Genomic DNA, 22,865 nt, shown 5'->3' with positions numbered 1-22,865 from the left:
AATGAATAAAAATATGTTTAATTTACACTTGAAAGAATGTGAATTTAGATTCAATAATCACAAGCAAAATCTTTATAAGATTTTGCTTGAAATGTTCAGAAAAGAGTCGATTAAGTTGTCATGACCCTTATTTTTTAAGGTAGGCTTGCATTGCTCATTTTAAAACAAGAATTTTCAGTTGTACTATATTATTTCATATCGCGATTTACGATATTGTGGCACAATTCTGAAGATAAATGGGTACATCTTAAATTTGGACGTGCTCTCGGATAAGCGTTTCAGGGGTTGCGTCAAGCGTTTCGCTATCTAATACAGACTCTTGTGCAATTTGTTGCAATAACGCCAAGCGACGCTCTTTTGGAGAGTTTGAAACTTTTAAGCCTTTAGCTAAAACAGCAACCGCCCGCTGAGCTAAGCTACGATGATCTTGCTCAGCTGTTTTTTTTCAACTGATAATAGATGTTTTCTGGTAACTCTCTAACTTACAATGATGGCATGATAAACTCCCAATAAAATATAAAATCATCATATTGCATTCATCATCATAATGCAATACACTCTAGAAAATAAGAGCTGGATTTAGCATGGCTACCGCACTGCAAACCCTAAATTAGGACCAATAGTGCTTATATAAATTAGCTTATCTTAAACCAATCTTCACGCAAAAAAAAGCGTTTGTTAATGGTTTATATTGAAATGCATTATGATTAATAAATTGAAAACTGTTTATATTCAACCACTTCAACACCATTACTAAGGTCAATAGATTTACCACTATAAGCAACAATGCTACGTGATAACTGGGAATTGGTTTTAGAAAAAGCCAGTAACCCTTTAGCAAATTTAGCATGCCAAGTTGATGGCGACTTAACTTCAACGCCAATAAGTCCTTGTGTGGTTTTACACAGTAGATCAATCTCAACTCCGTTACTATCCCTAAAGAAGTACAGGTCTGCATTATGACCTTGGTTGTATCTACTCTTTAATGCTTCTATCACTATGAGATTTTCAAATATATTGCCAACCAATGGATCACGGCTTACCTGCTCTGGCTTTTCAATGCTGAGCAAATAAGCCAACAAACCTACATCAGTAAAATAGTATTTAGGTGATTTAATTGCGCGCTTGCCAAAATTTTCAAAATAAGGTGGTAGTTTAAATACCACAAAAGATGCTTCCAAAATTGAGAGCCATTGTTTGATCGTGACTGAACTAACCCCGACATCATTACCTAGTGATTGATAATCCACCAATTGCCCTACTCTTCCTGAAAGTAGCTTCATAAATTTTTCAAATAAGCTAACATCTTTGAGCTTAATTAGCTGCCTAACATCTCTTTCAATATAGGTTTGGTAATAATTTGAATAAGCGCGATTAGGCCTTTGATTTTGGTCGTAAATTCTAGGTAAAAATCCATGAACAACATACGACTCAAAATCATCAAATTCAATACTTGCAGATTTTAACTCTGCAATAGAAAGTGGCAACAAATGTAGGATACCTGTACGACCAGCCAGTGACTGTGATACTGCAGCGCGTAATTCTAATTGATGAGAGCCTGTTAGTACAAATCTGCCGTTGATATTTTCATTGTCAACAATACCTTGTAAGTAACTTAGTAAATTAGGGGTTCGTTGTATTTCATCAAAAATTGTTTTACCTTGATATCGCTTTAAAAAGGCTTTAGGATCTTCAATGGCAAGTTCTCTATTATCAGGATCTTCTAGAGATACGTAATCATACTCTGGCAATATATGACGGACTAATGTCGTTTTTCCAGATTGACGAGGCCCTAATACAGTTACGATTGGGTACTCTTGTAGTTGGACTAATAACTCTTTGGTGATTTCTCTTTTAATCATAATTATCATTATAGCATATGCAATATTAAAGTTAAACTATATAATTACATAAAAAAATACCATGAAATTATTGGGGGAGGTTCATCATGATGTGCAATATTTCCGCCTCAAAGACTTCAACCAACACTTTGACGATGAAGCCAAATCTCGCCTAGCAGGTATGAAAGGCGGACTGTCTACCCGTATGGGTGCAGCCCTCAGACACGCTGGCACACACTTGCACAAACAAAATGAAAAACGCAAATTGATTTTACTTGTTACCGACGGCCGAACCTGCCGACATTGACGAAAACGACCCACAACACCTTCGTTTTGACACCAAAAAAGCTGTAGAAGAACTCTATTCCACTGGCGTTTTAACTTATTGCCTAACCCTAGACCCAAATGCTGATACCTATGTAAAACGCATTTTTGGTGAAAATAATTACACCGTGGTTGATAATGTTGAAAAACTTCCCGAGCAACTGCCATTACTATTTGCTAGCCTTACTGCCTAATTTTTATTTTTTCAACGAGTAAGGCCCACTGAAAAATTTAATAAGCTAAATTTTAGTATATACTTTTGTGTATATTTTTAGAGGTGTGCTATGTTAGCAAAAGTATTTCAATCGGGTAATTCTCAGGCAGTAAGACTGCCTAAGGCGATGCGTTTTGATGTCGATGAGGTGGAAATTAAAAAAGTAGGGGAGTCAATTGTACTTACCCCTAAAAAAGTGGATTGGCAAATGATGAGCGATGCATTAGATCAATTTTCTGATGATTTTATGGAAGATAGAAATCAGCCACCTCAGCAAATTAGAGAGGATTTATTTTGAGTCTTTTAATGCTGGATACCAATATTTGTATCTATATTATCAGAAATAAACCCACCAAAGTTTTGGAAAAACTTAGTCAACAAGAGGCAGGAAAATTGTATATTTCTAGTATTTGCATTTCTGAACTTTATCATGGTGCTTTTAAGAGTCAGCGTATTGCACAAAATATTATTGCTTTAGAAAGTTTTTTGTCGCCTTTAAATATTGCTCAATACGATTTAGAAGCCTCAATTGAATATGGGAAAATTAGAGCAAGCTTGGAAAAACAAGGTAAAGTTATTGGTGCATTGGATATGTTAATTGCCGCTCATGCTAAAAGTATCAATGCCGTTATTATTACTAATAATACGAAGGAATTTGATAGAGTTTCAGGCTTAAAAGTGGAAAATTGGGCGGTGTAATGTTTGATAAAGATGAGAAGATAATTGAGTTTAAGCCTAAGTGTCCACATACATTGCCACAAGACTGGGAAGATGAAGATAACCCCACCATTTATGAAATTAATGCCACACTGGAAACCTTGAAAAAAATGTATGCTGACCAAGTAAGAGATATTGAACAGGGTAAAATTTCTGAGGAGCAAGGCGAGGAAAGCTTGCGTAATGTTGCCACTAATTACCAATCTATTAAGTCAATATTATTTCAACCCCGTTAACAGAAAAACTCAATGAAAAAACCTGATCAACTTAGAAAACAAGCCAGAGAGCAACATCTTTCTGGCAATACGAAAGACGCTATTATATTATTAACAGAGGCGATTTCATCCGACCCAAGCAATGTTCTCGTGGCATTAGATATGGTGCAAATATTTTTGGATATTAACGAATTAGAACAGTGTTTAATCGTTTGCCAGATAGCGCTCAAAAGAGCGAGATGGGGGTGTCAATTGCCAGCCAGCTTAACTTTAAGCAACTGGCACAAAACACGGCAGGCATGGCAGCACTTCAAGATCAGGTGCTGAAATCTCCTGACAATTATCAAGCGAACTTTGATTTGGCACTTTGCCTATTTGCACAACATGAGGTTGAGCAAGGTGTGGAAAGGTTGTTTTTTATTCAAGAAAATAATCCTGATTTTAAAGAAGGGGCAGCTAAAGAAATGATTGGACTGATTTGCAATATGCTTGCAAACACTAATCCAAAAGAAAGTGGTGTTTACCGTCGTCGTTTGGCTAATTTGAATTAAAAGAGGTAACATCATTGAATTTGATGCAGAAGGCTATTTGATTAAACAGCGTGATGTTACTATCAAGTTGGCTAAAAAAGAAAATTTAGAATTGAATGATGAGTATTGGTTAGTGCTTAATTTAATGCATGATGTTTATATTTTTAAGTAGTTAGCTGTGGACTTAAGTATTAGCAAGAAAGAGGTAGGGGGGCTAAATTATTCCCCTTGTTTTCTTATGGTTATATGTAAGATTTCTGATATGAGGTGCCCTAGAGAGACTGGGGCACTGGTTAAATAATCTTGTTAAAAAAATCACTGATAATAACTACTAAAAGCAACTTTTATTAGACAAAGGGCGAGGTTTTTATAAATTGGTTTTTTTATTAAAAAATATAATAGAAAAGTTAAGTGTAAGTGCTAAAACAACCAATACGATACCCAGTGCAATAGCCTGACTGAACTCTCCTTTACTGGTTTCTAAAGCGATAGCTGTGGTGATGCTTCTAGTATGGTGTAGTATGTTGCCACCTATCATCATTGCACTTCCTACTTCTGCAATAATACGACCAAACGCCATAGTGATGGCTGTGATTAAAGTAAAACGACATTCAAACATTAAGATAAGTGCGACTTGCCAGCGATTTGCACCAAAGGTAATAGCAGTTTCTTCTGCTTGTTTACTGATGCTATTAAGTCCACTATAGCTAACATTTAAAATAATGGGAAAAGCCAATAAAATTTGCCCTAGTATCATTGCTTTTTGTGAAAAGAGCCAGTATAAATCACCCAGTATGCCATACTTAGATAGCAGTAAATAAATGACCAAACCAACTACAACTGCTGGCACTGCGACCAATGTGTGAGTAATAGACAACGCTATTTTTTTAAAACGCCAATGATAATTAGACAATAAAAAGGCCAATAAAAAGGCAATTGGCGCACTAATTAAAATAGCAAATAAAGAAACTCTCAATGAAACGATAATTATTTCCCACAGCGCCTTATCGCCAGAAAAAAGGAAGAACAGTGCATTTAAAACCATTGTCCATAAATTATCAGACATCAGTTTGCAAAGAAAAGTTGTTGCCCATTAATTTTATACTGGTTAATGATTTTTTTTGTTGCTGTAGAAGTGAGCCAATTTGATAATATTTTGGCTGGCTTGTAATGGGTGTGCGGGTGCTTTTCAGGATTAATCAGAATAACGCTATAAGGGTTAAATGTAATAACTTCTGAATCATTGTCATACACAGAAATCAAACTTGTTTTATCTTTTAGTTTTAACCAAGTCCCTATATCGACAAGGGTATAGGCAGTTAATTCATCAGTAATTTGTAGTGTTTTCCCCATGCCTTGTCCTACTTGTTTATACCATGACCCGTGAGGTTTTAGATTAGCACTGTTCCAAATATCTTGCTCTTTGATATGAGTGCCTGAATTATCTGCACGAGAAATAAAAGGTATTTTTTGACTGGCAATTTTACTAAATATTGTTCCGATTTTATCGGTAGTAACGATATTGGCTGGGTTGTGTTTAGGTCCAACAATTAGAAATTTGTTATACATTAAACTTTTGCGTTCAATACCATAGCCAGATTCGACAAATTGTTTTTCTTTGCTAGGTGCATGTACTATAATAATATCTACATCACCTTTCTCTGCTAGTTTCAGTGCTCTACCAGTGCCTGTGGCTATTACCTTCACTTGAATATGATAATGTTGCTCAAATATAGGTAGTAAATAATCTAGTAAACCAGAATTTTCAGTACTGGTTGTGGTTGCCATGGTAATTTTGTTAGATGCACTAGATACTGAGTGGATTGTTAGTAAAGATATAGCAAGTAATAATTTTATATATTTAAATAACATATTAAGTTTTTAAGGTGAGTCTTAGAGTCTTAGAGTCTTAGAGTCTTAGAGTCATAATACCCGATTGATTAATCTCAATGGATTTTTTTCAAAGTGAATTTTAGAAACCTTATCTAGGTTGAATTCGAACTAAGAGAAATTCTTTATCGTCTTTACCGCTGTTTTTTGTGTTTAGGTATATAATCCCTTTAATTTTTTAACTTTTTTTAATAAGAGAAGGTCAGGTAGTGGAAGAAATTGCTTGTTTTAAAAATATTCAAAAATCATACGATAAACCTATTTTATCTATCGATAAATTACATCTTATGAGTGGAGAATGTTTAATTATTAAAGGAAAAAATGGCAGCGGAAAAAGCACCTTATTAAAAATAATGGCAGGGATAATGAGTGCAGATATGGGTGAAATTTATTACCAGAATAGCATTTTTCCTGCAAAAAAACGACACTTATTAACTGCTGATAGCATCTATTTAGCCAGTAAAGCATATTTGTTTGATTGTAGCGTTGAACGCAATATTACCTATCCATTGCACTTTAAAAAATCTAAGAAACATCAAAATAGCGTTGAAGAAGTTCTACGCTGGGCAAACCTAACTCATTTGAGAGACAAACATCCAGACAACTTGTCTAGTGGGGAAATACAGCGTGTTGCCATTGCCAGAGCAAAAATAATAAATCCAGAAATTTGGTTACTGGATGAACCAACAGAAAACTTAGACCAAGATATTAAACAAAAATTTTATCAACTGTTAAGGCAATTATTGGAGAAAGGGCGCAGTATTGTTATTACGACACATACCGAAGAAATAGCGCATAATGTCATAAGCAAAACTTTACAACTTGCCGATCAAAAACTATCACTATGAGTATTATTAGCAATCAACAAATAACAGCAGTCATTTTGGCAGGGGGTCGTTCTAGTCGTATGAATGGTCAAGATAAAGGGCTAATACAACTCAACCAAAAACCACTAATTCAATATGTAATTGAAGTGATTGAAAATGAAGTTGATAGTATTTTAATTAATGCCAATCGCAACCAAAAAAGGTATCAAAAGTTTATTAAAAACCCAATTATTGAAGACAATACAACAAATTTTCAAGGCCCCTTGGCAGGCTTTGCTAAAGCTATGGAGGTTGCTAAAACACCTTATTTGTTAGTATTACCTTGTGATTGTCCGATGATTGGAGCAGAATTATTAGCCACCCTAAAAACCGAACTAACAAAACAAAAAGCACAAATTTGTGTGGCACATGATGGTAATAGATTACAGCCTACTTTTGCCTTACTAAAAACTGATTTACTCAGCAGTTTATTGGCTTATTTAGCTACCGGTGATCGAAAAATTGATTTGTGGTATCAGCAGCATACATTAGCAATTGCCGATTTATCTCAATATCAAGATTTCTTCATCAACCTGAACACGCCACAAGATTACGCCTCCTTAACTCAAGTAAATCGTATTAAAAATGTGCCAATATTAGGTTTTGCTGCTTTTAGCGGCACAGGGAAAACCACATTAATCATTCAACTTATCAAATATTTAAAACAAAAAAATATTCGCCTTGCTTATCTAAAGCACGGACATCATAATTTTGAAATAGACCATAAAGGAAAAGACAGTTACGAATGTTACCACGCAGGTGCTGAACAAGTACTCATCAGCTCTGCTGATAAATTTGCCTTAATCAATCGTTATACTGAGCAAGAATTAGGACTGTTTGCATTGTTTGAACAACTGAATTTAAAGCAATTAGATTTGATTTTGGTTGAGGGGTTTAAACGCGAAATTTTCCCTAAAATAGAGCTACAAAGACAAGCGCTCAATCATCCTAATATTTTTGAAAATGATGTTAATGTGATTGCTTTTGCTGGTGATGAAATCCCCATTGAGTGCGATAGAGTGTCGTTAGATATTAACGATATTGAGCAAATTGGTGATTTTATTTTGGCCTATATGGGGCATTAAATTAAAGCGTAAAAAGGCTGTATTTTCACCCACTCCCCTGCCTTAATTGATCCTGTGTTTTCACTAAGCACAATCAAGCAATTGGCATAACTCATAGAGCTGAGTACACCAGAGCCTTGTTTTTTTAGTTTTTGCACGGTTAATTCACCGTCATTATTGCTGAATTTGGCACGCAAAAACTCAACTCTGCCTTTTGATTTGAAAATATCCGTCTCACTTTTAGCGTTAATAAGCAAAGGCTTAATGCCTTGAATTTGCCCCATTAATTTTTTAATAAATGGTTGGACAATTTGATAGAATGTAATCATTGTTGCTACAGGGTTGCCTGGCAAGCCAAAAAAATATGCTTCATTAATTTTTCCAAATGTTAAAGGTCGCCCGGGTTTAATGGCTAATTTCCAAAAATTAACCGTGCCAATATCGCTTAATACTTGTTTAACAAAATCAGCCTGCCCGACAGAAACACCACCTGTGCTAATGACTATATCGGCACATTGTGCAGCCTGTGTAAAAGTAGCATTTAAGGTGGCATAGTCGTCCTTCACCACGCCCATATCCAATATTTCAACATTTAAATTATGTAGCATTCCAAACAAAGAATAACGATTACTGTCATAAATTTCACCTTTTTTTAAAGATTCAGTTAACCCACGCAATTCATCGCCCGTTGATAAAAAAGCAACACGCAGTTTACGCCAAACACTGACTTCGGCAATGCCTAATGATGCCAATAAGCCTAAATCAGCAGCATTTAACAAGCGTCCTTTTTTCAACACCACACTGTCTTTAGCCAAATCTTCGCCTGCAAAGCGAATATTGTCGCCACCAATATAATTATCAACGGTAATTTGTTTGCCTACCTTGGTTGTAAATTCTTGAGGAATCACAATATCAGTATTCTGTGGAATAACTGCACCTGTCATAATGCGGATACAGGTATTTTTTTTGATTTTTTCATCACTGTATTGACCTGCATAAACTGTAGCGATAACAGTAAAAGACGAGTTGTTTAACATATCTTTTTTACGCAATGCGTAGCCATCCATCGCAGAATTGATGTGTGCAGGGACATTAATAGGTGCAATAATATCTTGTGTAATGACTCTATTGAAGGCAGAACGAATGGCAACTTTTTCAACAGACAAGTTTTTTTTAATTGCACTAAAACATTTTTCTTGTGCCTGATTGAGCGTCAAGGAAGTGTCTTGATCACTTAAACAACTGTTTATTTTTTGCATTTTTTTTAATTACCCTTATTTATATAAAGTTCTTGTATTATAATTTAAGATTATTTTATTATTTGGTTTTATTTTTTTATCATGGAAGGAGTGTTCTTAAAATCTGGTAGTAACAACATTACCTTGCATGTGGCGGTATTATTACAACGCTTCAAAATAGATAATCCATGGATAACAGAAAAATGGCAGGCTATTGGTGTGATTCCGACCAAGGAAAATGTAGAGCAAACAAACGAGATAACCCTAATTAGTAATATCAATAATGAGCCCATTTATCAGTATGATGGTTTTATTCTAGAATTGGTGCGTGACGAATTAGACAGTTATTATCAAAACCTTGTTTCGGATAATGCAAGTATCTTTGTTGTGTGCCGTGAAGATGACGACAATCGCCCAAATCCTTTTTTAGTAACACTTAGTTATGACGAAGCAGCGATTTATATGGAAACTGATGAAACGGTATATGCTATGGCAATTGATATTCAAATTTACCAAACCATAGAACGCTTTGTGCTAGAAAATTACAAACCAGAAAAGCGTAAAAAGCGTAAATTGGTTAAAGGCACAGCGGGTGAGCATTATCAAAAGATGAGTGTTTATGAGTAAGCTAGAAAAAAGTATTTTTGCACAGTTTGATGAACGCAAACAAGCTGTGAAAACTGAATCATTAAAAGATGAATACACGAAATTAGATCAACAACAAGAAATTTCGACTGAGTCTATCAATAGTTTAACTGATGCTGATATGCCTGATATTGACACTTTAAATGAAGAATCTGATTATTCAATGTTTATGTCTAGTAAGGTCAGTGAAATTTTAAAAAAGAAAGCGTTGCGTAAATTATTTCTATCCCCTTCGATTAATATTTTAGATGGTTTAAATGATTATGATGAAAATTACACCACATTTGAACTGTTAGGCGACATTATCCCACACGAATTAAAACAACAAATTGAACGCGAAAAGAAAAAGGCAGAGGAAGAAATTTTAGAAGAAAAACAAAAAGAACAAGAAGAAAATTTAGACCCTATTGTAGATGAAACACAATCAACTAAAAACAATGACAGTAAACACAAACAATCAAGCGAAACAGCAAGCAATTAGTGCATTAGAGAAGGTTTGGATTAACCCTGCTAGCCTTGTCTCTTATCACTCTTCAGGGTTTATACTGATCGTCGCTACTTCAATTGAACGAGCACAATCAGTTGCCAATCAACTAAGTGCCGACTTTACCCCATATTATTTACTACGCAATCAAACAAAGAAAAATATTGATAATATTACTTACGGCAACTTAACCTCAATTGGTGGTTATTTGGGAAGTTTTGAAATCAGTGCACAAGTTAATAATGAAAATAAAATACTGATGGCAGAGGATAAGTATTTTGATATTGTCTTGGATTTGATTGGGGAAGTAGAAACAGCTATTGTGCCACCATTTGGTTACTATACACTGGATAAAAACACAAGCCATACTGAAGAAATGCTCACAGAGGTCAATCAACTCATTGGCATACTTGATAAACCTAAATTTCTGAATTTAGACACATCGTTGTGTGTTCATAATCGCAACAAAACTGAACTTTGCCAGCGTTGTATTGATGTGTGCCCAGCAGATGCTATTCGTAGTAATGGTAACTATGTTGAAGCAAATATAAACCTTTGTCATGGTTGTGGAGGGTGCTCCAGTGTTTGCCCTACTGGAGCAATTTCTTATGCTTATCCCACCATTGACGACCAAGCCAAAAAAATGCACAGCCTAATGAGCACTTATTTAAATGCGGGCGGAACATCTGCCAAAATTTTATTTCATTCTGCAGATAATTTGACATTATTGCCACATATGATGGAGAATGTTTTGCCCATTGCTTTAGAAGAGGTTGGTTGCTTAGGGTTAGAATCTTTTTTATATGCTTTTTGCCTTGGTGCTGAAAGTGTTATTGTGCATTGTGCTGATGAACCCACACAAACTCTACAGGCGTTAGACAAGCAAACCAATCTTATGCATAAAATTTTAAGTAGTTTGGGTTATAACTCTAACGCTAGCTTTGTGCAATTGGTAGAACAAAGTTCGCAAATCTCGGATGGCATAACACCATTGAGTAACACAATAGGAATGATAGATTTATACAATAAACGCATGCGTATTTTTGCTATGATTGATTTCTTATATCACTATCCAAACAAAAATACTTTATCGCAATGTGATTTCACCGCAGATGATGACGCTTATTTTGGCGAAGTGTTGATTGATGAAAAATTGTGCACTTTGTGTATGGCATGCACCTCTGTTTGTCCGACAAAGGCGCTGTCTTCAGGAGATATCAATACGCCAATTATCAATTTCCAAGAAAGTTTATGTGTGCAATGCGGTCTGTGTGTGAAATCTTGTCCTGAGAATGCTATGCAATTAAATGCGCGTTTAGTTTTTAGCGATCAACAACGATCAGATAAAAGAAGCCTCAATCAAGACGAACCTTTTAAATGCATTGATTGTGGCAAAGTTTTTGGTTCCACTCAAGTGGTCAAAAGAATGATGGAAAAATTAAAAGGGCACAGTATGTTTACCGATAATAAATTAATTAACTTAGAAAAATGCGAAGACTGCCGTGTTAAAGCCTTATTTGAATAGATTTCATTTATTAGCTTATTAGTTTAGGGTCATGACAACCCAAGCATATTTAAAATCATGTTAAAGTACCGTTATGAAAGTAAAAAAAACAAGTATGTAAATCGTTCCCGTATTTCAGAGAAGAGATTTAGAGAAATAATTAAGTATTTTTTTCTTGATTTGAACGCAGTTCAAATCAAGGAATTAACAGGATTGAGCAGACAAACAATCAACAAATATTTAACCGCTATTAGGCTTAGAATTGTAGAATTATCCATACTTCAATCTGCCCCACTAGTGAGTCGATGAAAGCTATTTTGGCGCACGGCGCGTCCGCGGAAAACGCGGCCGTGGCGCCTTAGGGAAAACCATTGTTTTTGGCTTGCTAAAAAGAGGTGATAAGGTTTATACTGAGATCGTTCCAAACTGCAAAAGTACTACCCCACAAAGGATTATCAAGGGTAAAACTAGTATTGAAAGCGTCATTCATTCTGATGGTTGGCGAGGGTATAATGGTTTAGTAGATTTTGGCTATAAGAAGCATTTTAGAGTACATCATAGCAAGAATGAATTTGCTCGTGGTAATGCACATATTAACGGCATAGAATCATTTTGGGGTTATACCAAAACAAGGCTGGTAAAATTTAAAGGAATGAATAAAAATATGTTTAATTTACACTTGAAAGAATGTGAATTTAGATTCAATAATCGCAAGCAAAATCTTTATAAGATTTTGCTTGAAATGTTCAGAAAGAGTCGCTTAAGTTGTCATGACCCTAGTTTATTATTTTATTAGGATGTAATGATAGTTATTTTTAGTGTTTACTTCTATGTTAGGATACGAAACATAGTAATTTAATAGTCAATTAAGTTAATGAAAGCAACAATTAACAACACAACAAAGAACGCTGACTCCTCTTGTCATTTAGAGGCAGAAAGATCAAACATCTATGCTCTATTAAGCGCAATACTAATTGCACCTGCAAATTCAAATTTAATTGATATTATTAACGACTGTCATATTAATACTGACACTTGGCAAGCACTTAAAGATAATTTTAACCACGAAAATTTAGAAAGTTTGGATGATGAATATCATCGTTTGTTTATTGGCTTGGGTACGGGTGAATTGTTGCCTTATTATTCTCATTATTTAGCAGGATGCCTTATGGGCAAACCCTTGTCTAATTTAAGAGATGATATTCGTGCCATGGGTTTAGAGTCACAGGATACACAAAAAGATCCAACCGATCATATTGCAGGGGTTTTTGAGGTGATGCGTTTGTCAATTTCTGGCTTGTCTTTATCACTTGAGCAACAAAAAATATTTTTTGAAAAGAACATTGCTTCTTGGGTGGATGATTTTTTTAATGATTTGTCTAAAATAGAAAAAGTTAAGCATTATCATTTGGTGGCTTATTTTGGACAGTGGTTTATGCAAACAGAAAGAAGATATTTTAATTTTTAATATAACTAGAGGGAAAATAATATGAATCGCAGAAAATTTTTAGGGAAGACCTTGTTATTAGGTAGTAGTGTTTCTTTGGCAACTTATGTATTGGGCAAAACTACATCTTTGGCAACGCCAAACCTGTCGAATGATATGGCACTAACTAGTGCAACTTACGCTAATACAGCACACAATCGTCAATTTTATTCAAGTGCAAGATTTTAGTTAACCATTTTTAACGAGGAGAGAATATATGAAACTAACTGCAAGAACAAGCAATAATCAAGTATTGCAAAACAATACACTAACTCGCAGAGAATTTATTAAAAAATCAGGTGTTATCACTGGTGGCACTGCTGCTGCCAGTGCTTTACCAACCTTATTTGTATCGCAATCAACTCAAGCAAACAATGTTACTGAAAAAGCCAAGGTGAAAACCATTCGCTCAGTTTGTACCCATTGTTCGGTGGGTTGCGGTGTTTTAGCTGAGGTTAAAAATGGTGTATGGGTTGGGCAAGAACCAGATTTTGACCATCCATTTAGCCTTGGTGGACATTGTGCTAAGGGTGCCTCAGTGCGTGAACACGGAGTTGGTGAGAGGCGACTTAAATACCCTATGAAATTAGTCAATGGCAAATGGAAAAAAATTTCTTGGGATACAGCGATTAACGAAGTTGGTGACAAAATGTTAGATATTCGTCAAAAATCTAGCTCTGATTCTGTGTATTTATTGGGTTCTGCCAAGTTTAACAACGAACAATCGTATTTATTTAGAAAAATGGCGGCACTATGGGGCAGTAACAATGTTGACCATCAGGCGAGGATTTGCCACTCAACCACGGTAGCAGGCGTTGCCAACACTTGGGGTTATGGTGCGATGACCAATTCTTTTAATGACATACATAATTCTAAGGCAATATTGGTAATAGGTGGTAATCCAGCGGAGGCACATCCTGTTTCTATGTTACATATATTTCGGGCTAAAGAACGCAACAACGCACCACTGATTGTGATTGACCCAAGATTTACCAGAACCGCTGCCCATGCTGATGAATATGTGCGTATTCGTCCTGGGTCTGATGTGCCTTTTGTTTGGGGGATGTTATGGCATATTTTTAAGAATAGTTGGGAAGACAAACACTTTATTCAACAGCGAGTATATGGCATGGATGAAATTCGTACCGAAGTGGAAAAATGGACTCCAGCTGAAGTTGAAAGAGTAACGGGTGTCAAAGAAAAACAAGTTAGAAGAACTGCAAAACTAATGGCAGATAATCGTCCGGGCACTTTTATTTGGTGTATGGGTGGCACTCAACATACTATTGGTAACAACAACACTAGAGCTTATTGTATATTTCAATTAGCTCTAGGTAATATGGGTGTTTCAGGTGGCGGTACCAATATCTTTCGTGGTCATGACAATGTGCAGGGTGCAACTGACTTTGGTATATTAAGCCATACTTTACCGGGTTATTATGGCTTATCTGCCGGTGCTTGGAAACATTGGAGCAAGGTTTGGGATCTTGATTATAATTGGATTAAAAATCGTTTTGATCAAGGCAGTTACGAAAAATCTAAAGGCAAAGCCGTAAAACCAATGAATACCAAGGGCATTACCGTTGGCAGGTGGTTTGATGGTGTGTTAGAAGATAAGAAAAACATTGCACAAAAAGACAACATTAAGGCTATGATTTTTTGGGGACATGCGCCCAATTCACAAACCCGAACATTGGATATGAAAAAAGCAATGGAAAAATTGGATATGCTGGTTGTAATTGACCCGCATCCAACTACCAGTGCAGTGTTGTCTGAGCGTAAAAACGGCACCTATTTATTGCCTGCCTCTACCCAGTTTGAAACTTATGGCTCAGTAACCGCCTCTAATCGCTCGCTGCAATGGCGTGATAAGGTGATTGATCCTATGTTTGATTCTTTACCCGACCATATTATTATGTATAAATTGTCTAAAAAATTAGGCATTGATAAACAATTGTTTAAACATATTAAGGTAAATAATGATGAGCCCTTGATTGAGGACATTACCCGTGAATTTAACAGTGGTATGTGGACTATTGGCTATACTGGTCAAACACCTGAGCGTTTGAAAAAACACATGAAAAATTTGCATACCTTTGATAAAACTACACTTATTGCCAAAGGTGGCGAGTGTCATGGCGAATATTTTGGCTTGCCATGGCCATGTTGGGGTACGGGCGATATGAAGCATCCGGGTACACCCAACTTATATGACACCAGTAAATCTGTTGCCGAAGGTGGATTAACCTTTAGAGCGCGTTTTGGTGTTGAGCGTAATGGTGCTAATCTTTTGGCAGAAGATTCTTATTCCAAAGGCTCTGCAATTAAAGATGGTTATCCAGAGTTTAACGATAAAATGCTGAAAAAACTTGGTTGGTGGAATCAATTAACCTCGTCAGAGAAAAAATTAGCAGAAGGTAAAAATTGGAAAACCGATCGTTCTGGTGGCATCCAACGAATTGCCATTAAAAATGGCTGTTCTCCATTTGGCAACGCTAAAGCCCGAGCAGTGGTTTGGACATTCCCAGATCCAGTGCCAGTGCATAGAGAGCCACTTTACACCAATCGCCGTGATTTGGTCAAAGACTATCCAACTGTTGCCGATAGGCGTTCACATTATCGTCTACCAACACGATATGCCTCAATTCAAGAAAAAGACTATTCGAAACAATATCCATTAATCTTAACTTCTGGAAGATTGGTAGAATATGAGGGCGGTGGCGATGAAAGTCGTTCTAATAAATGGCTAGCAGAATTGCAACAAGATATGTTTGCTGAGGTAAATGTGGTTGATGCCAATAATAATAATCTTCGCGATGGTGAGATGATGTGGTTAGAAGGACCCGAGGGCGGTAAGGTTAAAATTAAAACCATGGTTACCGATAGAGTCGCTCCAGGGGTGGTCTTTATGCCCTTCCATTTTGCAGGTCATTTACAAGGGGAATCGTTGGAGCATAAATATCCAAAAGGTATGCAGCCTTATGTCTTAGGTGAGTCTGCTAATACAGCAATGACTTATGGCTATGATACGGTAACACAAATGCAGGAAACCAAAGCATCCTTGTGTCGTATTTGGTCAGTATAACAAAATATTAAAAAAAAGAGGAGAGGGATTATGGCTAGAATGAAGTTTTTATGTGATGCAGAAAGATGTACTGAATGTAATAGTTGCGTTACTGCGTGTAAAAATGAAAATGAAGTGCCTTGGGGGATTAATCGTCGCCGTGTGGTAACGATTAACGATGGTATGCCGGGAGAGCGTAGCATTTCAGTGGCATGTATGCACTGTTCAGATGCACCCTGTATGGCAGTTTGTCCAGTAGACTGCTTTTATCAGACTGATGATGGCGTGGTTTTACATGACAAAGATTTGTGTATTGGTTGTGGTTATTGCTTCTATGCTTGCCCCTTTGGTGCGCCACAATTCCCAAGCACGGGCGTTTTTGGCTCAAAAGGCAAGATGGATAAGTGCACTTTCTGTAACGGTGGACCTGAAGAAGATCATTCTCACGCAGAAGAGCAAAAATATGGCTCAAACCGTATTGCAGAAGGAAAATTACCCATCTGTGCTGAAATGTGCTCTTCCAAGGCTTTACTTGCGGGGGATGGTGATGAGGTGGCAAATATATTCCGTGAAAGAGGCACTTATAGAGGCTCTGGTGCTGGTGCTTGGGGTTGGGGCACTGCTTACAATAAAAAGAGTATTTAATAAATCATAAAGGGTTTCTATGTTGTTATGTGTTAAATATAAATAAAAAATAGAAGGTAATAGCTAATTTTGGTGATCATCTATCGTTATTCATATGACGCAAATGCAAAAAAATCTTTGTTGATAAGGACTTATTATGAATAGTTTTGCACGCATTTTTATTTTATTTGTTTCGCTGTTTGGATATAGCTATGCGGCAGAAAAAACCGTTGATGCACCAGCTTATACTCAAAATTTAAAACATTTATATACCTCTGAAAACATTTCTATTAAAGCACCTATAGAAGCAGGATATTCTGGCGTTCCAGGCTCGAAATTGTGGCGTAATGTGCGTTCTGGAAAATCGTATTCAACGCAGGCAATTGGCGATGATGTTGGTGTGTTTATTAATGCATATGGAGAAGATTGGCGTTTGCTTAAAAATCAAATCGAAGGCGTAAATCTTATTTTGATACCACTTGCACTGATAACGGTTATGTTGATTTATCTTATCTTTGGAAAATTTAAATTAAACAAGGGTTTTTCTGACAAGTTGGTTGAACGCTTTAAATTTATTGAAATGGTTATACATTGGGGCACTGCTATTTCATTTATCATCTTAGGCTTAACGGGTTTAGTGTTACTGTTTGGCAGGTTTTTTCTAATTCCTTTATTAGGTAAGGAAGCTTTTGCCACACTGGCAGAATTTTCTATGGATATGCACGACATTGTAGGGCCTATTTTCAGTGTATTCTTGATTGCTATGATTGTTAAATTCATTAAAGACAACTTTTATCAAAAAGGCGATATTAATTGGTTGCTGTCTGGTGGTGGATTATTTGGCAAACATGTAGATGCATGGCGTTTTAATTTGGGCGAAAAAATATGGTTCTGGATTGTTTTCTTTGTAGGACTATTTATTACCTTTTCTGGTTATATTATGCTATTTACGGGTATTGTCTCAGGTCAAAGAGAGGTCATTGAACTTATGAATATTGTCCATATTGCATCAGCCACACTGATGATTTTGGGTATGTTTGGTCATATTTATATGGGGGTTGCCTTAGAAGGGTCAATGTCGGCTATGACAACAGGTAAAGTTGATGAAAATTGGGCAAAAGATCATCACAGTTTATGGCACAAAAATATTAAAGAATAAATCCAATGCTTGATCTCAGTCAGGCAAATTTGCCACTTACTTTTAAAACCACGGTTATTAACGAGAAAAATCACCAATCTGATGTTCATATTAGTGCTGAACGCCCGTTGGTTATTTTTATTGATGACCAAGAAATCGTTACCTTAATGACTCTAGGTATGTCGCCAGAAGCACTGGTTTTGGGCTATCTTAAAAATCAGCACTTGATTGAATCAATGGACGAATTACTCAGTATTAAGGTTAATTGGGACACAGAAAAAGCATTGGTTGTTAGTAAAAATGGTATCAAAAATCTGAGTAAGAAAATATCCAAGCGTATTATTACCACTGGCTGTGGGCAAGGCACAATTTTTAGTTGTTCAATTGACAAAGTTTATCATGCACAGTTATCTACTACTAAAATTACACAAAGTGCAATCTATACTTTACTGGAAAATTTAAATACTTATAATGAAATTTACAAATCTGCAGGTGCGGTGCACAGTTGTGCACTTTGTCAAAATACAGAAGTCTTAATAGCCATAGAGGATGTAGGTAGACACAATGCTGCTGATATTATTTCTGGATTGATGTGGCTTGATAATTTAAACCATAAAGATTTTATTTTTTATACTACGGGTAGAATCACCTCTGAGATCGTTATGAAAATAGCACAAATGGGTATCTCTATCATTCTCTCACGCTCTGGAGTAACACAAATGGGTTTAGAAATCGCAGAAAATATTGGGATGATGATTATCGCCCGTGCTAAAGGGCGACATTTTTTGTTATTTTCTGGTGCAGACAGACTAATTTTTGATCAACAACAATAAACATATTGATCGACCCGTTCTTAAGAAAAATAAACTACTTGCGTATTTCAGTTACTAATCATTGTAATTACCGTTATTTTTATTGTTGAGATAAATTTCATCATAGTCGTGCCAAGCATTCTGAGGTTTTGAGTTTTAAAAATGGCGGTGAACCACTAATCCGTAAAAATATTTTATCATCGGTTAAAATGCTCGGCGAAATCCTAGGTATTAGCGATATTCCTTTATCAACTAATGCATTTATGCCGTGAATAACAAATGTCACTACAAAAAAATAATAGCGGCAGAAAATACTCAAAATAATGCAGTATTTCCACGGCTAATTATTGAGTTTAAGAGAAGTCTTTTTCTACAAAATCCAAATCAATTTGAATATTGGAATTGTCTAATAATTCTAAGCATTTTGGTACGGCTAAAAACACCGCACCGAGACACACAGCAATCGCCTCTGGCTTGCCTGGTAGGTTGATAATTAAACTTTTGCCACGCGTGCCTGCTATTTGACGCGATAAAATAGCAGTAGGCACTGTGCGTAATGATACGGTGCGCATTTGCTGCGCAAAACCATCGAAAATCCATTCGCACACCGCCTGTGTGGCTTCAGGCGTTACATCACGAGTTGTGGGACCGGTACCACCTGTAGTAAGAATCAAATTACAATGTTTATTATCAGCAAACTCCATCATTGTTTGTTCAATTAACGCTTGCTCGTCTTCAATGATAATCGTCTCTATTTCATAAGGTGAAAGCAGAGCGCTGTTAATCCAAGTCTGCATAGCAGGACCCCCAATATCCTCGTATTCGCCCCGTGCAGCACGATCAGAAATGGTAATAAACCCCACTTTTATTTTTGTATTGTTCATTCTACCCTCCAGTAACGGGTGGATAGAAAGCCACCTCATCATTATTATTTAATTGAGTTAAATTGTTGGCAATTTCATGATTGACTGCACAAAGAATATTGTTTGGAAAATGTTGCTCTCCATAGTGTTCAATTAATTGTTGTTTTAATTTATTGACTGTCATATTAGGGCTTGCCGTTACAGTCTCACTGGAAACTTGAAGTGCCTCTTTAAGTGAGGCAAAATATAAGATGTTCATCCGCCAATCTCCACCATTTGCACATTGTTAATGTTGTTAATATTGGTGTTAAACTCATGTCGTTCGGGCTTGTTATTAATAGCACTAATAATCATTGACTTAATCTCATTATCGCTCATATTTGCTCTAATTGCATCACGCAGAGAAATAGAATTTTCTTGACCTAGGCACAGAATTAGCCGACCTTTTGCGGTGAGTCTGACACGATTACAGTTGCTACAAAAATTATTAGAAACTGCAGAAATAATACCCACGGATGAGCGACTGTTTTTAATTGAATAATTTTTAGCTGGCCCTGCAGTTTGTTTGGAATGAGTGGCAAGCAAGCGATTTGGCAAGTGTGTATGCATTCTTTTTAAAATATCAGATTCGCTATAATGATGCCCAACAGCATCAATACCTGCTGTGCCAATTGGCATGGTTTCAATAAAGCGAATGTCAATGTTGCGTGCAATGACAAAGTCAACCATCGCTTCAATTTCATCATCGTTTATGCCACGCATAACCACCATATTGAGTTTAATCGGTGTCATGCCTGCTGCAATTGCAGCATCAATGCCTTGAATAACTTTGTCTAAATCACCACCACGGGTAATTTGTTTAAATCTTTTTTTATCCAGAGAATCAATAGAAATATTGACTCTATTGATGCCCACTGCTTTAAGTTGATTGGCAATTGGTGCTAATAAATGTGCATTGGTTGAGATGGGAATGTCATCAATCATTGGAATTTGACCAAGTTTGGTTGCCAGATTGAGAATATCTTTTCGTAATAGCGGTTCTCCACCAGTGAGCCTGACTTTTGTTACCCCTAATTCACTAAATAACCTACATACAGTTGCAATTTCTTCATAAGACATAATCTCATTTCGAGTGGTATTAATGACATGGTCTTCATCACGACAATAGTGGCAATGATAGTTACAGTGATCCGTTACTGAAACTCTAAGATAGGTAATGTTACGATTAAAGGGGTCAATTAATTTTTGCATAATTATATTTTCCAATGTCCAGATTTTCCACCAGATTTTTCAAGCACTTGAGTTTGACTGATAACCATACCACGGTCAACTGCTTTACACATATCATACACTGTAAGTGCTGCCACGCTAGCGGCAACGAGTGCTTCCATTTCCACACCAGTTTTTCCATCAAGTTTAGTGGTGGCAATAATTTCAACGCTTGATTCTTCGGTATTAGCAGTCAGTGCTACGCTAACTTTTGTCAACATCAAAGGGTGGCAAAGTGGGATGAGGTCGGTACACTTTTTTGCGGCTTGAATGCCAGCAATGCGTGCCACCGCCAAAACATCACCTTTTTTATGTTGATCAGAAGTAATTAGTGCCAAAGTTTCTGGTTGCATTAACACCACAGATTTAGCCACAGCAATACGGGTGGTGATGGATTTATCTGATACATCAACCATTTGTGCATCACCTTTGTTATTAATATGAGTTAGTTTGTTCATTGTATTATGCGTTAATTTAAGGAATAATAATTAAGCACTTTCCCTTGAGAAAAGGTAGTGTCTTCTGGTATTTCTAGCAAACCATCCGCCCAAACGATAGAGCTTAGCACATCGGAACCCTGTTTAGGATAAAGACTGGCTGAAGCAGGCATTGTGGTGTGGTCTAATCGAACCCTGACAAACTCTCGTCGTGGCTTGGGTTTAAGCCAATCAAAATTAGTTTGCACTTGAATAGGTTGATTTTTATAGTTACTCATACCTTGCATTTTCTTGATAAAAGGCTGTGCAAATAAGAAGAAAGTAACCATAGCGGATACAGGATTACCTGGTAAGCCAATAAAGGCAGATTTACCAATATGACCAAATGCCAATGGCTTACCTGGTTTCACTTTAATACGCCACAAAGAGAGTTTGCCGAGTTTTTCTACCGCAGGTTTAACATGGTCTTCTTCACCAACAGACACCCCGCCAGTGGTGATGATTAAATCGCAGTCATCGGCAAGTGTGTCAAGTGCATTTAGTGTTGCATTAAAATCGTCTTTGATGTTTCCTAGGTTAACAATGTTGCAATTTAGTTGCGTAAGTAGGGCGACCAATGCATACCGATTAGAATTAAATATCTCACCATTTTTTAAAGTCTCACCCGGTTCAATTAACTCATCTCCAGTGAAAAATAACCCAACTTTTAATTGCTTAAAAACTCTTAATTCTTTTACACTAATAGAGGCAGTAAGTGCAATATCCTGTGCTTTGAGCTGTCGTCCTTTTTTTAAAATAACATCGCCTGAGCTAATGTCATTACCCAATGGTCTAATATTTTCATTCAGTAGAGCAACCATCTTTTGAAACTTTGCACACCTCTTGCATGATAACGGTATTCGCACCCTGCGGAATAGGTGCACCAGTAAAAATTCTAGCAGCACAACCCGGTGCAAGCGTGCTTCCCGTGCTTCCCGCTTGAATTCTATCAGTTATTTTGAAATTCAATATACCGGGTGTGCTGATTTATTCGGGTTTTAAGGCAATTGCATAACCATCCATTGCACTATTGTCAAATCTAGGTACATTAATTGTTGAATGAATATTTTGTGCCAATACTTGATATAACGACTCATCGAGTGATTTTGTTTGTGATTTTGTGGAGGTTAAAACTGAGTCAAGTAAAAATTTTAACGCCTCATCGACACTGAACATAGGTTGTTGCACTTGATCGCAACTGTAATCAATTTCTTGTTTGCTCATGATAAGGGTAATTCAAAGTGCTATATTGGTTATATTATAAAAACTTTTGTATAATAAAATAAGTAATAAATAAAGTCAACAACATAGGTTGTTTTTTTAAAAATTAAACTTTATGTTTGTTATTTTAACACGCTTATTTATCATTTCCCCGCCCTAAATAAGTCTTTAATTTGTGAGAGAATAATTACTATCGCATAAACGGTATCATAAGATTTTCAGGCTTGGTGAACTTATTAATATCATAACGCATTGAAGTTCCCCCAATAAACTGGACACCAAATTACAACAATTTAGGAGTCCAAAATGACCAGAAAATACACAGCCTTTACCAAAGCGTTTAAACTAGAAGCCCTGCATTTGGCAAATCAACCTAACAC

The 22,865-nt window shown here is 36.3% G+C and carries 25 protein-coding genes and 4 pseudogenes; 19 read left to right on the top strand and 10 right to left on the bottom strand.

Annotated elements, in window-relative coordinates:
* Positions 1-124: pseudogene (locus BTHERMOSOX_RS04585) on the top strand (IS1595 family transposase); the annotation flags it as partial.
* Between the two features lie 583 nt (positions 125-707).
* On the opposite strand, the gene BTHERMOSOX_RS04580 reads toward BTHERMOSOX_RS04585, so the two are convergent.
* A complete protein-coding gene (locus BTHERMOSOX_RS04580) occupies positions 708-1,862 on the bottom strand; it encodes an ATP-binding protein (RefSeq protein WP_138119875.1) in 1,155 nt (384 codons plus the stop codon).
* 85 nt (positions 1,863-1,947) lie between these two features.
* On the opposite strand from BTHERMOSOX_RS04580, the pseudogene BTHERMOSOX_RS04575 reads away from it, so the two are divergent.
* From BTHERMOSOX_RS04575 to BTHERMOSOX_RS12050, 6 genes and pseudogenes are all read left to right on the top strand, one after another.
* Positions 1,948-2,359, top strand: a pseudogene (locus BTHERMOSOX_RS04575) (nitric oxide reductase activation protein NorD); the annotation flags it as partial.
* Positions 2,360-2,449: 90 nt separating this feature from the next.
* Positions 2,450-2,677 (top strand): type II toxin-antitoxin system antitoxin VapB, encoded by a 228-nt coding sequence (vapB, locus tag BTHERMOSOX_RS04570; protein WP_138119873.1) that lies wholly within the window; start codon positions 2,450-2,452, stop codon positions 2,675-2,677.
* Between the two features lie 8 nt (positions 2,678-2,685).
* A complete protein-coding gene (vapC, locus tag BTHERMOSOX_RS04565) occupies positions 2,686-3,078 on the top strand; it encodes a type II toxin-antitoxin system tRNA(fMet)-specific endonuclease VapC (protein WP_138119879.1) in 393 nt (130 codons plus the stop codon).
* On the top strand, positions 3,078-3,332 hold the full coding sequence (locus tag BTHERMOSOX_RS04560) for a hypothetical protein (protein WP_138119871.1): 255 nt from the start codon (positions 3,078-3,080) through the stop codon (positions 3,330-3,332). The genes vapC and BTHERMOSOX_RS04560 overlap by 1 nt, the downstream gene beginning before the upstream one ends.
* 179 nt (positions 3,333-3,511) lie before the next feature.
* A complete protein-coding gene (locus tag BTHERMOSOX_RS04555; RefSeq protein ID WP_138119869.1) occupies positions 3,512-3,862 on the top strand; it encodes a tetratricopeptide repeat protein in 351 nt (116 codons plus the stop codon).
* Entirely contained in the window at positions 3,858-4,013 is a 156-nt protein-coding gene (locus BTHERMOSOX_RS12050; RefSeq protein WP_138119877.1) for a TusE/DsrC/DsvC family sulfur relay protein, read from the top strand. Before BTHERMOSOX_RS04555 ends, BTHERMOSOX_RS12050 begins: the two co-directional genes overlap by 5 nt.
* A gap of 195 nt (positions 4,014-4,208) precedes the next feature.
* Here BTHERMOSOX_RS12050 and BTHERMOSOX_RS04545 read toward each other — a convergent pair whose 3' ends face one another.
* Together BTHERMOSOX_RS04545 and BTHERMOSOX_RS04540 are read right to left on the bottom strand one after the other, a co-directional pair.
* Complete coding sequence (locus BTHERMOSOX_RS04545) at positions 4,209-4,907, bottom strand: ABC transporter permease (protein ID WP_138119867.1); 699 nt, start codon at positions 4,905-4,907, stop codon at positions 4,209-4,211.
* Positions 4,907-5,713: an ABC transporter substrate-binding protein gene (locus BTHERMOSOX_RS04540; protein ID WP_138119865.1), complete on the bottom strand. Its 807-nt coding sequence runs from the start codon at positions 5,711-5,713 to the stop codon at positions 4,907-4,909. The genes BTHERMOSOX_RS04545 and BTHERMOSOX_RS04540 overlap by 1 nt, the downstream gene beginning before the upstream one ends.
* Positions 5,714-5,940: 227 nt before the next feature.
* Here BTHERMOSOX_RS04540 and BTHERMOSOX_RS04535 point away from each other — a divergent pair, with 227 nt between their 5' ends.
* Both BTHERMOSOX_RS04535 and mobA read left to right on the top strand, forming a co-directional pair.
* Entirely contained in the window at positions 5,941-6,579 is a 639-nt protein-coding gene (locus BTHERMOSOX_RS04535; RefSeq protein WP_138119863.1) for an ABC transporter ATP-binding protein, read from the top strand.
* Positions 6,576-7,682 (top strand): molybdenum cofactor guanylyltransferase MobA, encoded by a 1,107-nt coding sequence (gene mobA / locus BTHERMOSOX_RS04530; RefSeq protein WP_138119861.1) that lies wholly within the window; start codon positions 6,576-6,578, stop codon positions 7,680-7,682. Before BTHERMOSOX_RS04535 ends, mobA begins: the two co-directional genes overlap by 4 nt.
* Here mobA and moeA read toward each other — a convergent pair.
* Positions 7,679-8,920 carry a molybdopterin molybdotransferase MoeA gene (gene moeA / locus BTHERMOSOX_RS04525; RefSeq protein WP_138119859.1) on the bottom strand — a complete coding sequence of 414 codons (1,242 nt, stop codon included), beginning with the start codon at positions 8,918-8,920 and terminating at the stop codon, positions 7,679-7,681. The two genes, mobA and moeA, sit on opposite strands and share 4 nt — an antisense overlap.
* Positions 8,921-9,010: 90 nt before the next feature.
* On the opposite strand from moeA, the gene BTHERMOSOX_RS04520 reads away from it, so the two are divergent.
* The 10 genes and pseudogenes from BTHERMOSOX_RS04520 to BTHERMOSOX_RS04475 all read left to right on the top strand — a co-directional run bounded on the left by BTHERMOSOX_RS04520 (position 9,011) and on the right by BTHERMOSOX_RS04475 (position 18,677).
* Positions 9,011-9,526 carry a DUF3305 domain-containing protein gene (locus BTHERMOSOX_RS04520; protein ID WP_212744626.1) on the top strand — a complete coding sequence of 172 codons (516 nt, stop codon included), beginning with the start codon at positions 9,011-9,013 and terminating at the stop codon, positions 9,524-9,526.
* Complete coding sequence (locus BTHERMOSOX_RS04515) at positions 9,519-10,025, top strand: DUF3306 domain-containing protein (protein ID WP_138119855.1); 507 nt, start codon at positions 9,519-9,521, stop codon at positions 10,023-10,025. Before BTHERMOSOX_RS04520 ends, BTHERMOSOX_RS04515 begins: the two co-directional genes overlap by 8 nt.
* A complete protein-coding gene (locus BTHERMOSOX_RS04510) occupies positions 9,982-11,553 on the top strand; it encodes a 4Fe-4S binding protein (RefSeq protein ID WP_171004643.1) in 1,572 nt (523 codons plus the stop codon). Before BTHERMOSOX_RS04515 ends, BTHERMOSOX_RS04510 begins: the two co-directional genes overlap by 44 nt.
* Before the next feature lie 57 nt (positions 11,554-11,610).
* Positions 11,611-12,328, top strand: a pseudogene (locus BTHERMOSOX_RS04505) (IS1595 family transposase).
* Between the two features lie 78 nt (positions 12,329-12,406).
* On the top strand, positions 12,407-13,000 hold the full coding sequence (locus BTHERMOSOX_RS04500; RefSeq protein ID WP_138119851.1) for a TorD/DmsD family molecular chaperone: 594 nt from the start codon (positions 12,407-12,409) through the stop codon (positions 12,998-13,000).
* A 21-nt stretch (positions 13,001-13,021) separates the two neighbouring features.
* On the top strand, positions 13,022-13,207 hold the full coding sequence (locus tag BTHERMOSOX_RS04495) for a hypothetical protein (RefSeq protein WP_138119849.1): 186 nt from the start codon (positions 13,022-13,024) through the stop codon (positions 13,205-13,207).
* Between the two features lie 28 nt (positions 13,208-13,235).
* A complete protein-coding gene (locus BTHERMOSOX_RS04490; protein WP_138119847.1) occupies positions 13,236-16,103 on the top strand; it encodes a molybdopterin-dependent oxidoreductase in 2,868 nt (955 codons plus the stop codon).
* Positions 16,104-16,133: 30 nt separating this feature from the next.
* Positions 16,134-16,727: a formate dehydrogenase FDH3 subunit beta gene (gene fdh3B, locus BTHERMOSOX_RS04485; protein ID WP_138119845.1), complete on the top strand. Its 594-nt coding sequence runs from the start codon at positions 16,134-16,136 to the stop codon at positions 16,725-16,727.
* 136 nt (positions 16,728-16,863) lie between these two features.
* The gene (locus BTHERMOSOX_RS04480; RefSeq protein ID WP_138119843.1) at positions 16,864-17,865 is read left to right on the top strand and encodes a formate dehydrogenase subunit gamma; all 1,002 of its coding nucleotides are present in this window, start codon (positions 16,864-16,866) and stop codon (positions 17,863-17,865) included.
* A 5-nt stretch (positions 17,866-17,870) separates the two neighbouring features.
* Positions 17,871-18,677: a formate dehydrogenase accessory sulfurtransferase FdhD gene (locus tag BTHERMOSOX_RS04475; RefSeq protein WP_138119841.1), complete on the top strand. Its 807-nt coding sequence runs from the start codon at positions 17,871-17,873 to the stop codon at positions 18,675-18,677.
* A 332-nt stretch (positions 18,678-19,009) separates the two neighbouring features.
* Here the strand turns inward: BTHERMOSOX_RS04475 and mog are convergent, their stop codons facing one another.
* From mog to BTHERMOSOX_RS11755, 6 genes and pseudogenes are all read right to left on the bottom strand, one after another.
* Positions 19,010-19,540: a molybdopterin adenylyltransferase gene (gene mog / locus BTHERMOSOX_RS04470; RefSeq protein WP_138119839.1), complete on the bottom strand. Its 531-nt coding sequence runs from the start codon at positions 19,538-19,540 to the stop codon at positions 19,010-19,012.
* A 1-nt stretch (position 19,541) separates the two neighbouring features.
* Positions 19,542-19,778 (bottom strand): molybdopterin converting factor subunit 1, encoded by a 237-nt coding sequence (moaD, locus tag BTHERMOSOX_RS04465; protein ID WP_138119837.1) that lies wholly within the window; start codon positions 19,776-19,778, stop codon positions 19,542-19,544.
* A complete protein-coding gene (moaA, locus tag BTHERMOSOX_RS04460; protein WP_138119835.1) occupies positions 19,775-20,770 on the bottom strand; it encodes a GTP 3',8-cyclase MoaA in 996 nt (331 codons plus the stop codon). The genes moaD and moaA overlap by 4 nt, the downstream gene beginning before the upstream one ends.
* Positions 20,771-20,772: 2 nt before the next feature.
* The gene (gene moaC, locus BTHERMOSOX_RS04455; RefSeq protein ID WP_138119832.1) at positions 20,773-21,246 is read right to left on the bottom strand and encodes a cyclic pyranopterin monophosphate synthase MoaC; all 474 of its coding nucleotides are present in this window, start codon (positions 21,244-21,246) and stop codon (positions 20,773-20,775) included.
* 11 nt (positions 21,247-21,257) lie between these two features.
* A complete protein-coding gene (locus BTHERMOSOX_RS04450) occupies positions 21,258-22,085 on the bottom strand; it encodes a molybdopterin molybdotransferase MoeA (protein ID WP_249360601.1) in 828 nt (275 codons plus the stop codon).
* Positions 22,066-22,440, bottom strand: a pseudogene (locus BTHERMOSOX_RS11755) (hypothetical protein). The gene BTHERMOSOX_RS04450 and the pseudogene BTHERMOSOX_RS11755 overlap by 20 nt, the downstream one beginning before the upstream one ends.
* Positions 22,441-22,865: the final 425 nt, after the last annotated feature.

Origin of the sequence: Bathymodiolus heckerae thiotrophic gill symbiont, from assembly GCF_900128515.1 — a bacterium.
Taxonomy (GTDB): domain Bacteria; phylum Pseudomonadota; class Gammaproteobacteria; order PS1; family Pseudothioglobaceae; genus Thioglobus_A.
Note: the sequence above shows the minus strand (reverse complement) of the source record. Positions and strands in the feature narration are given on the sequence as shown.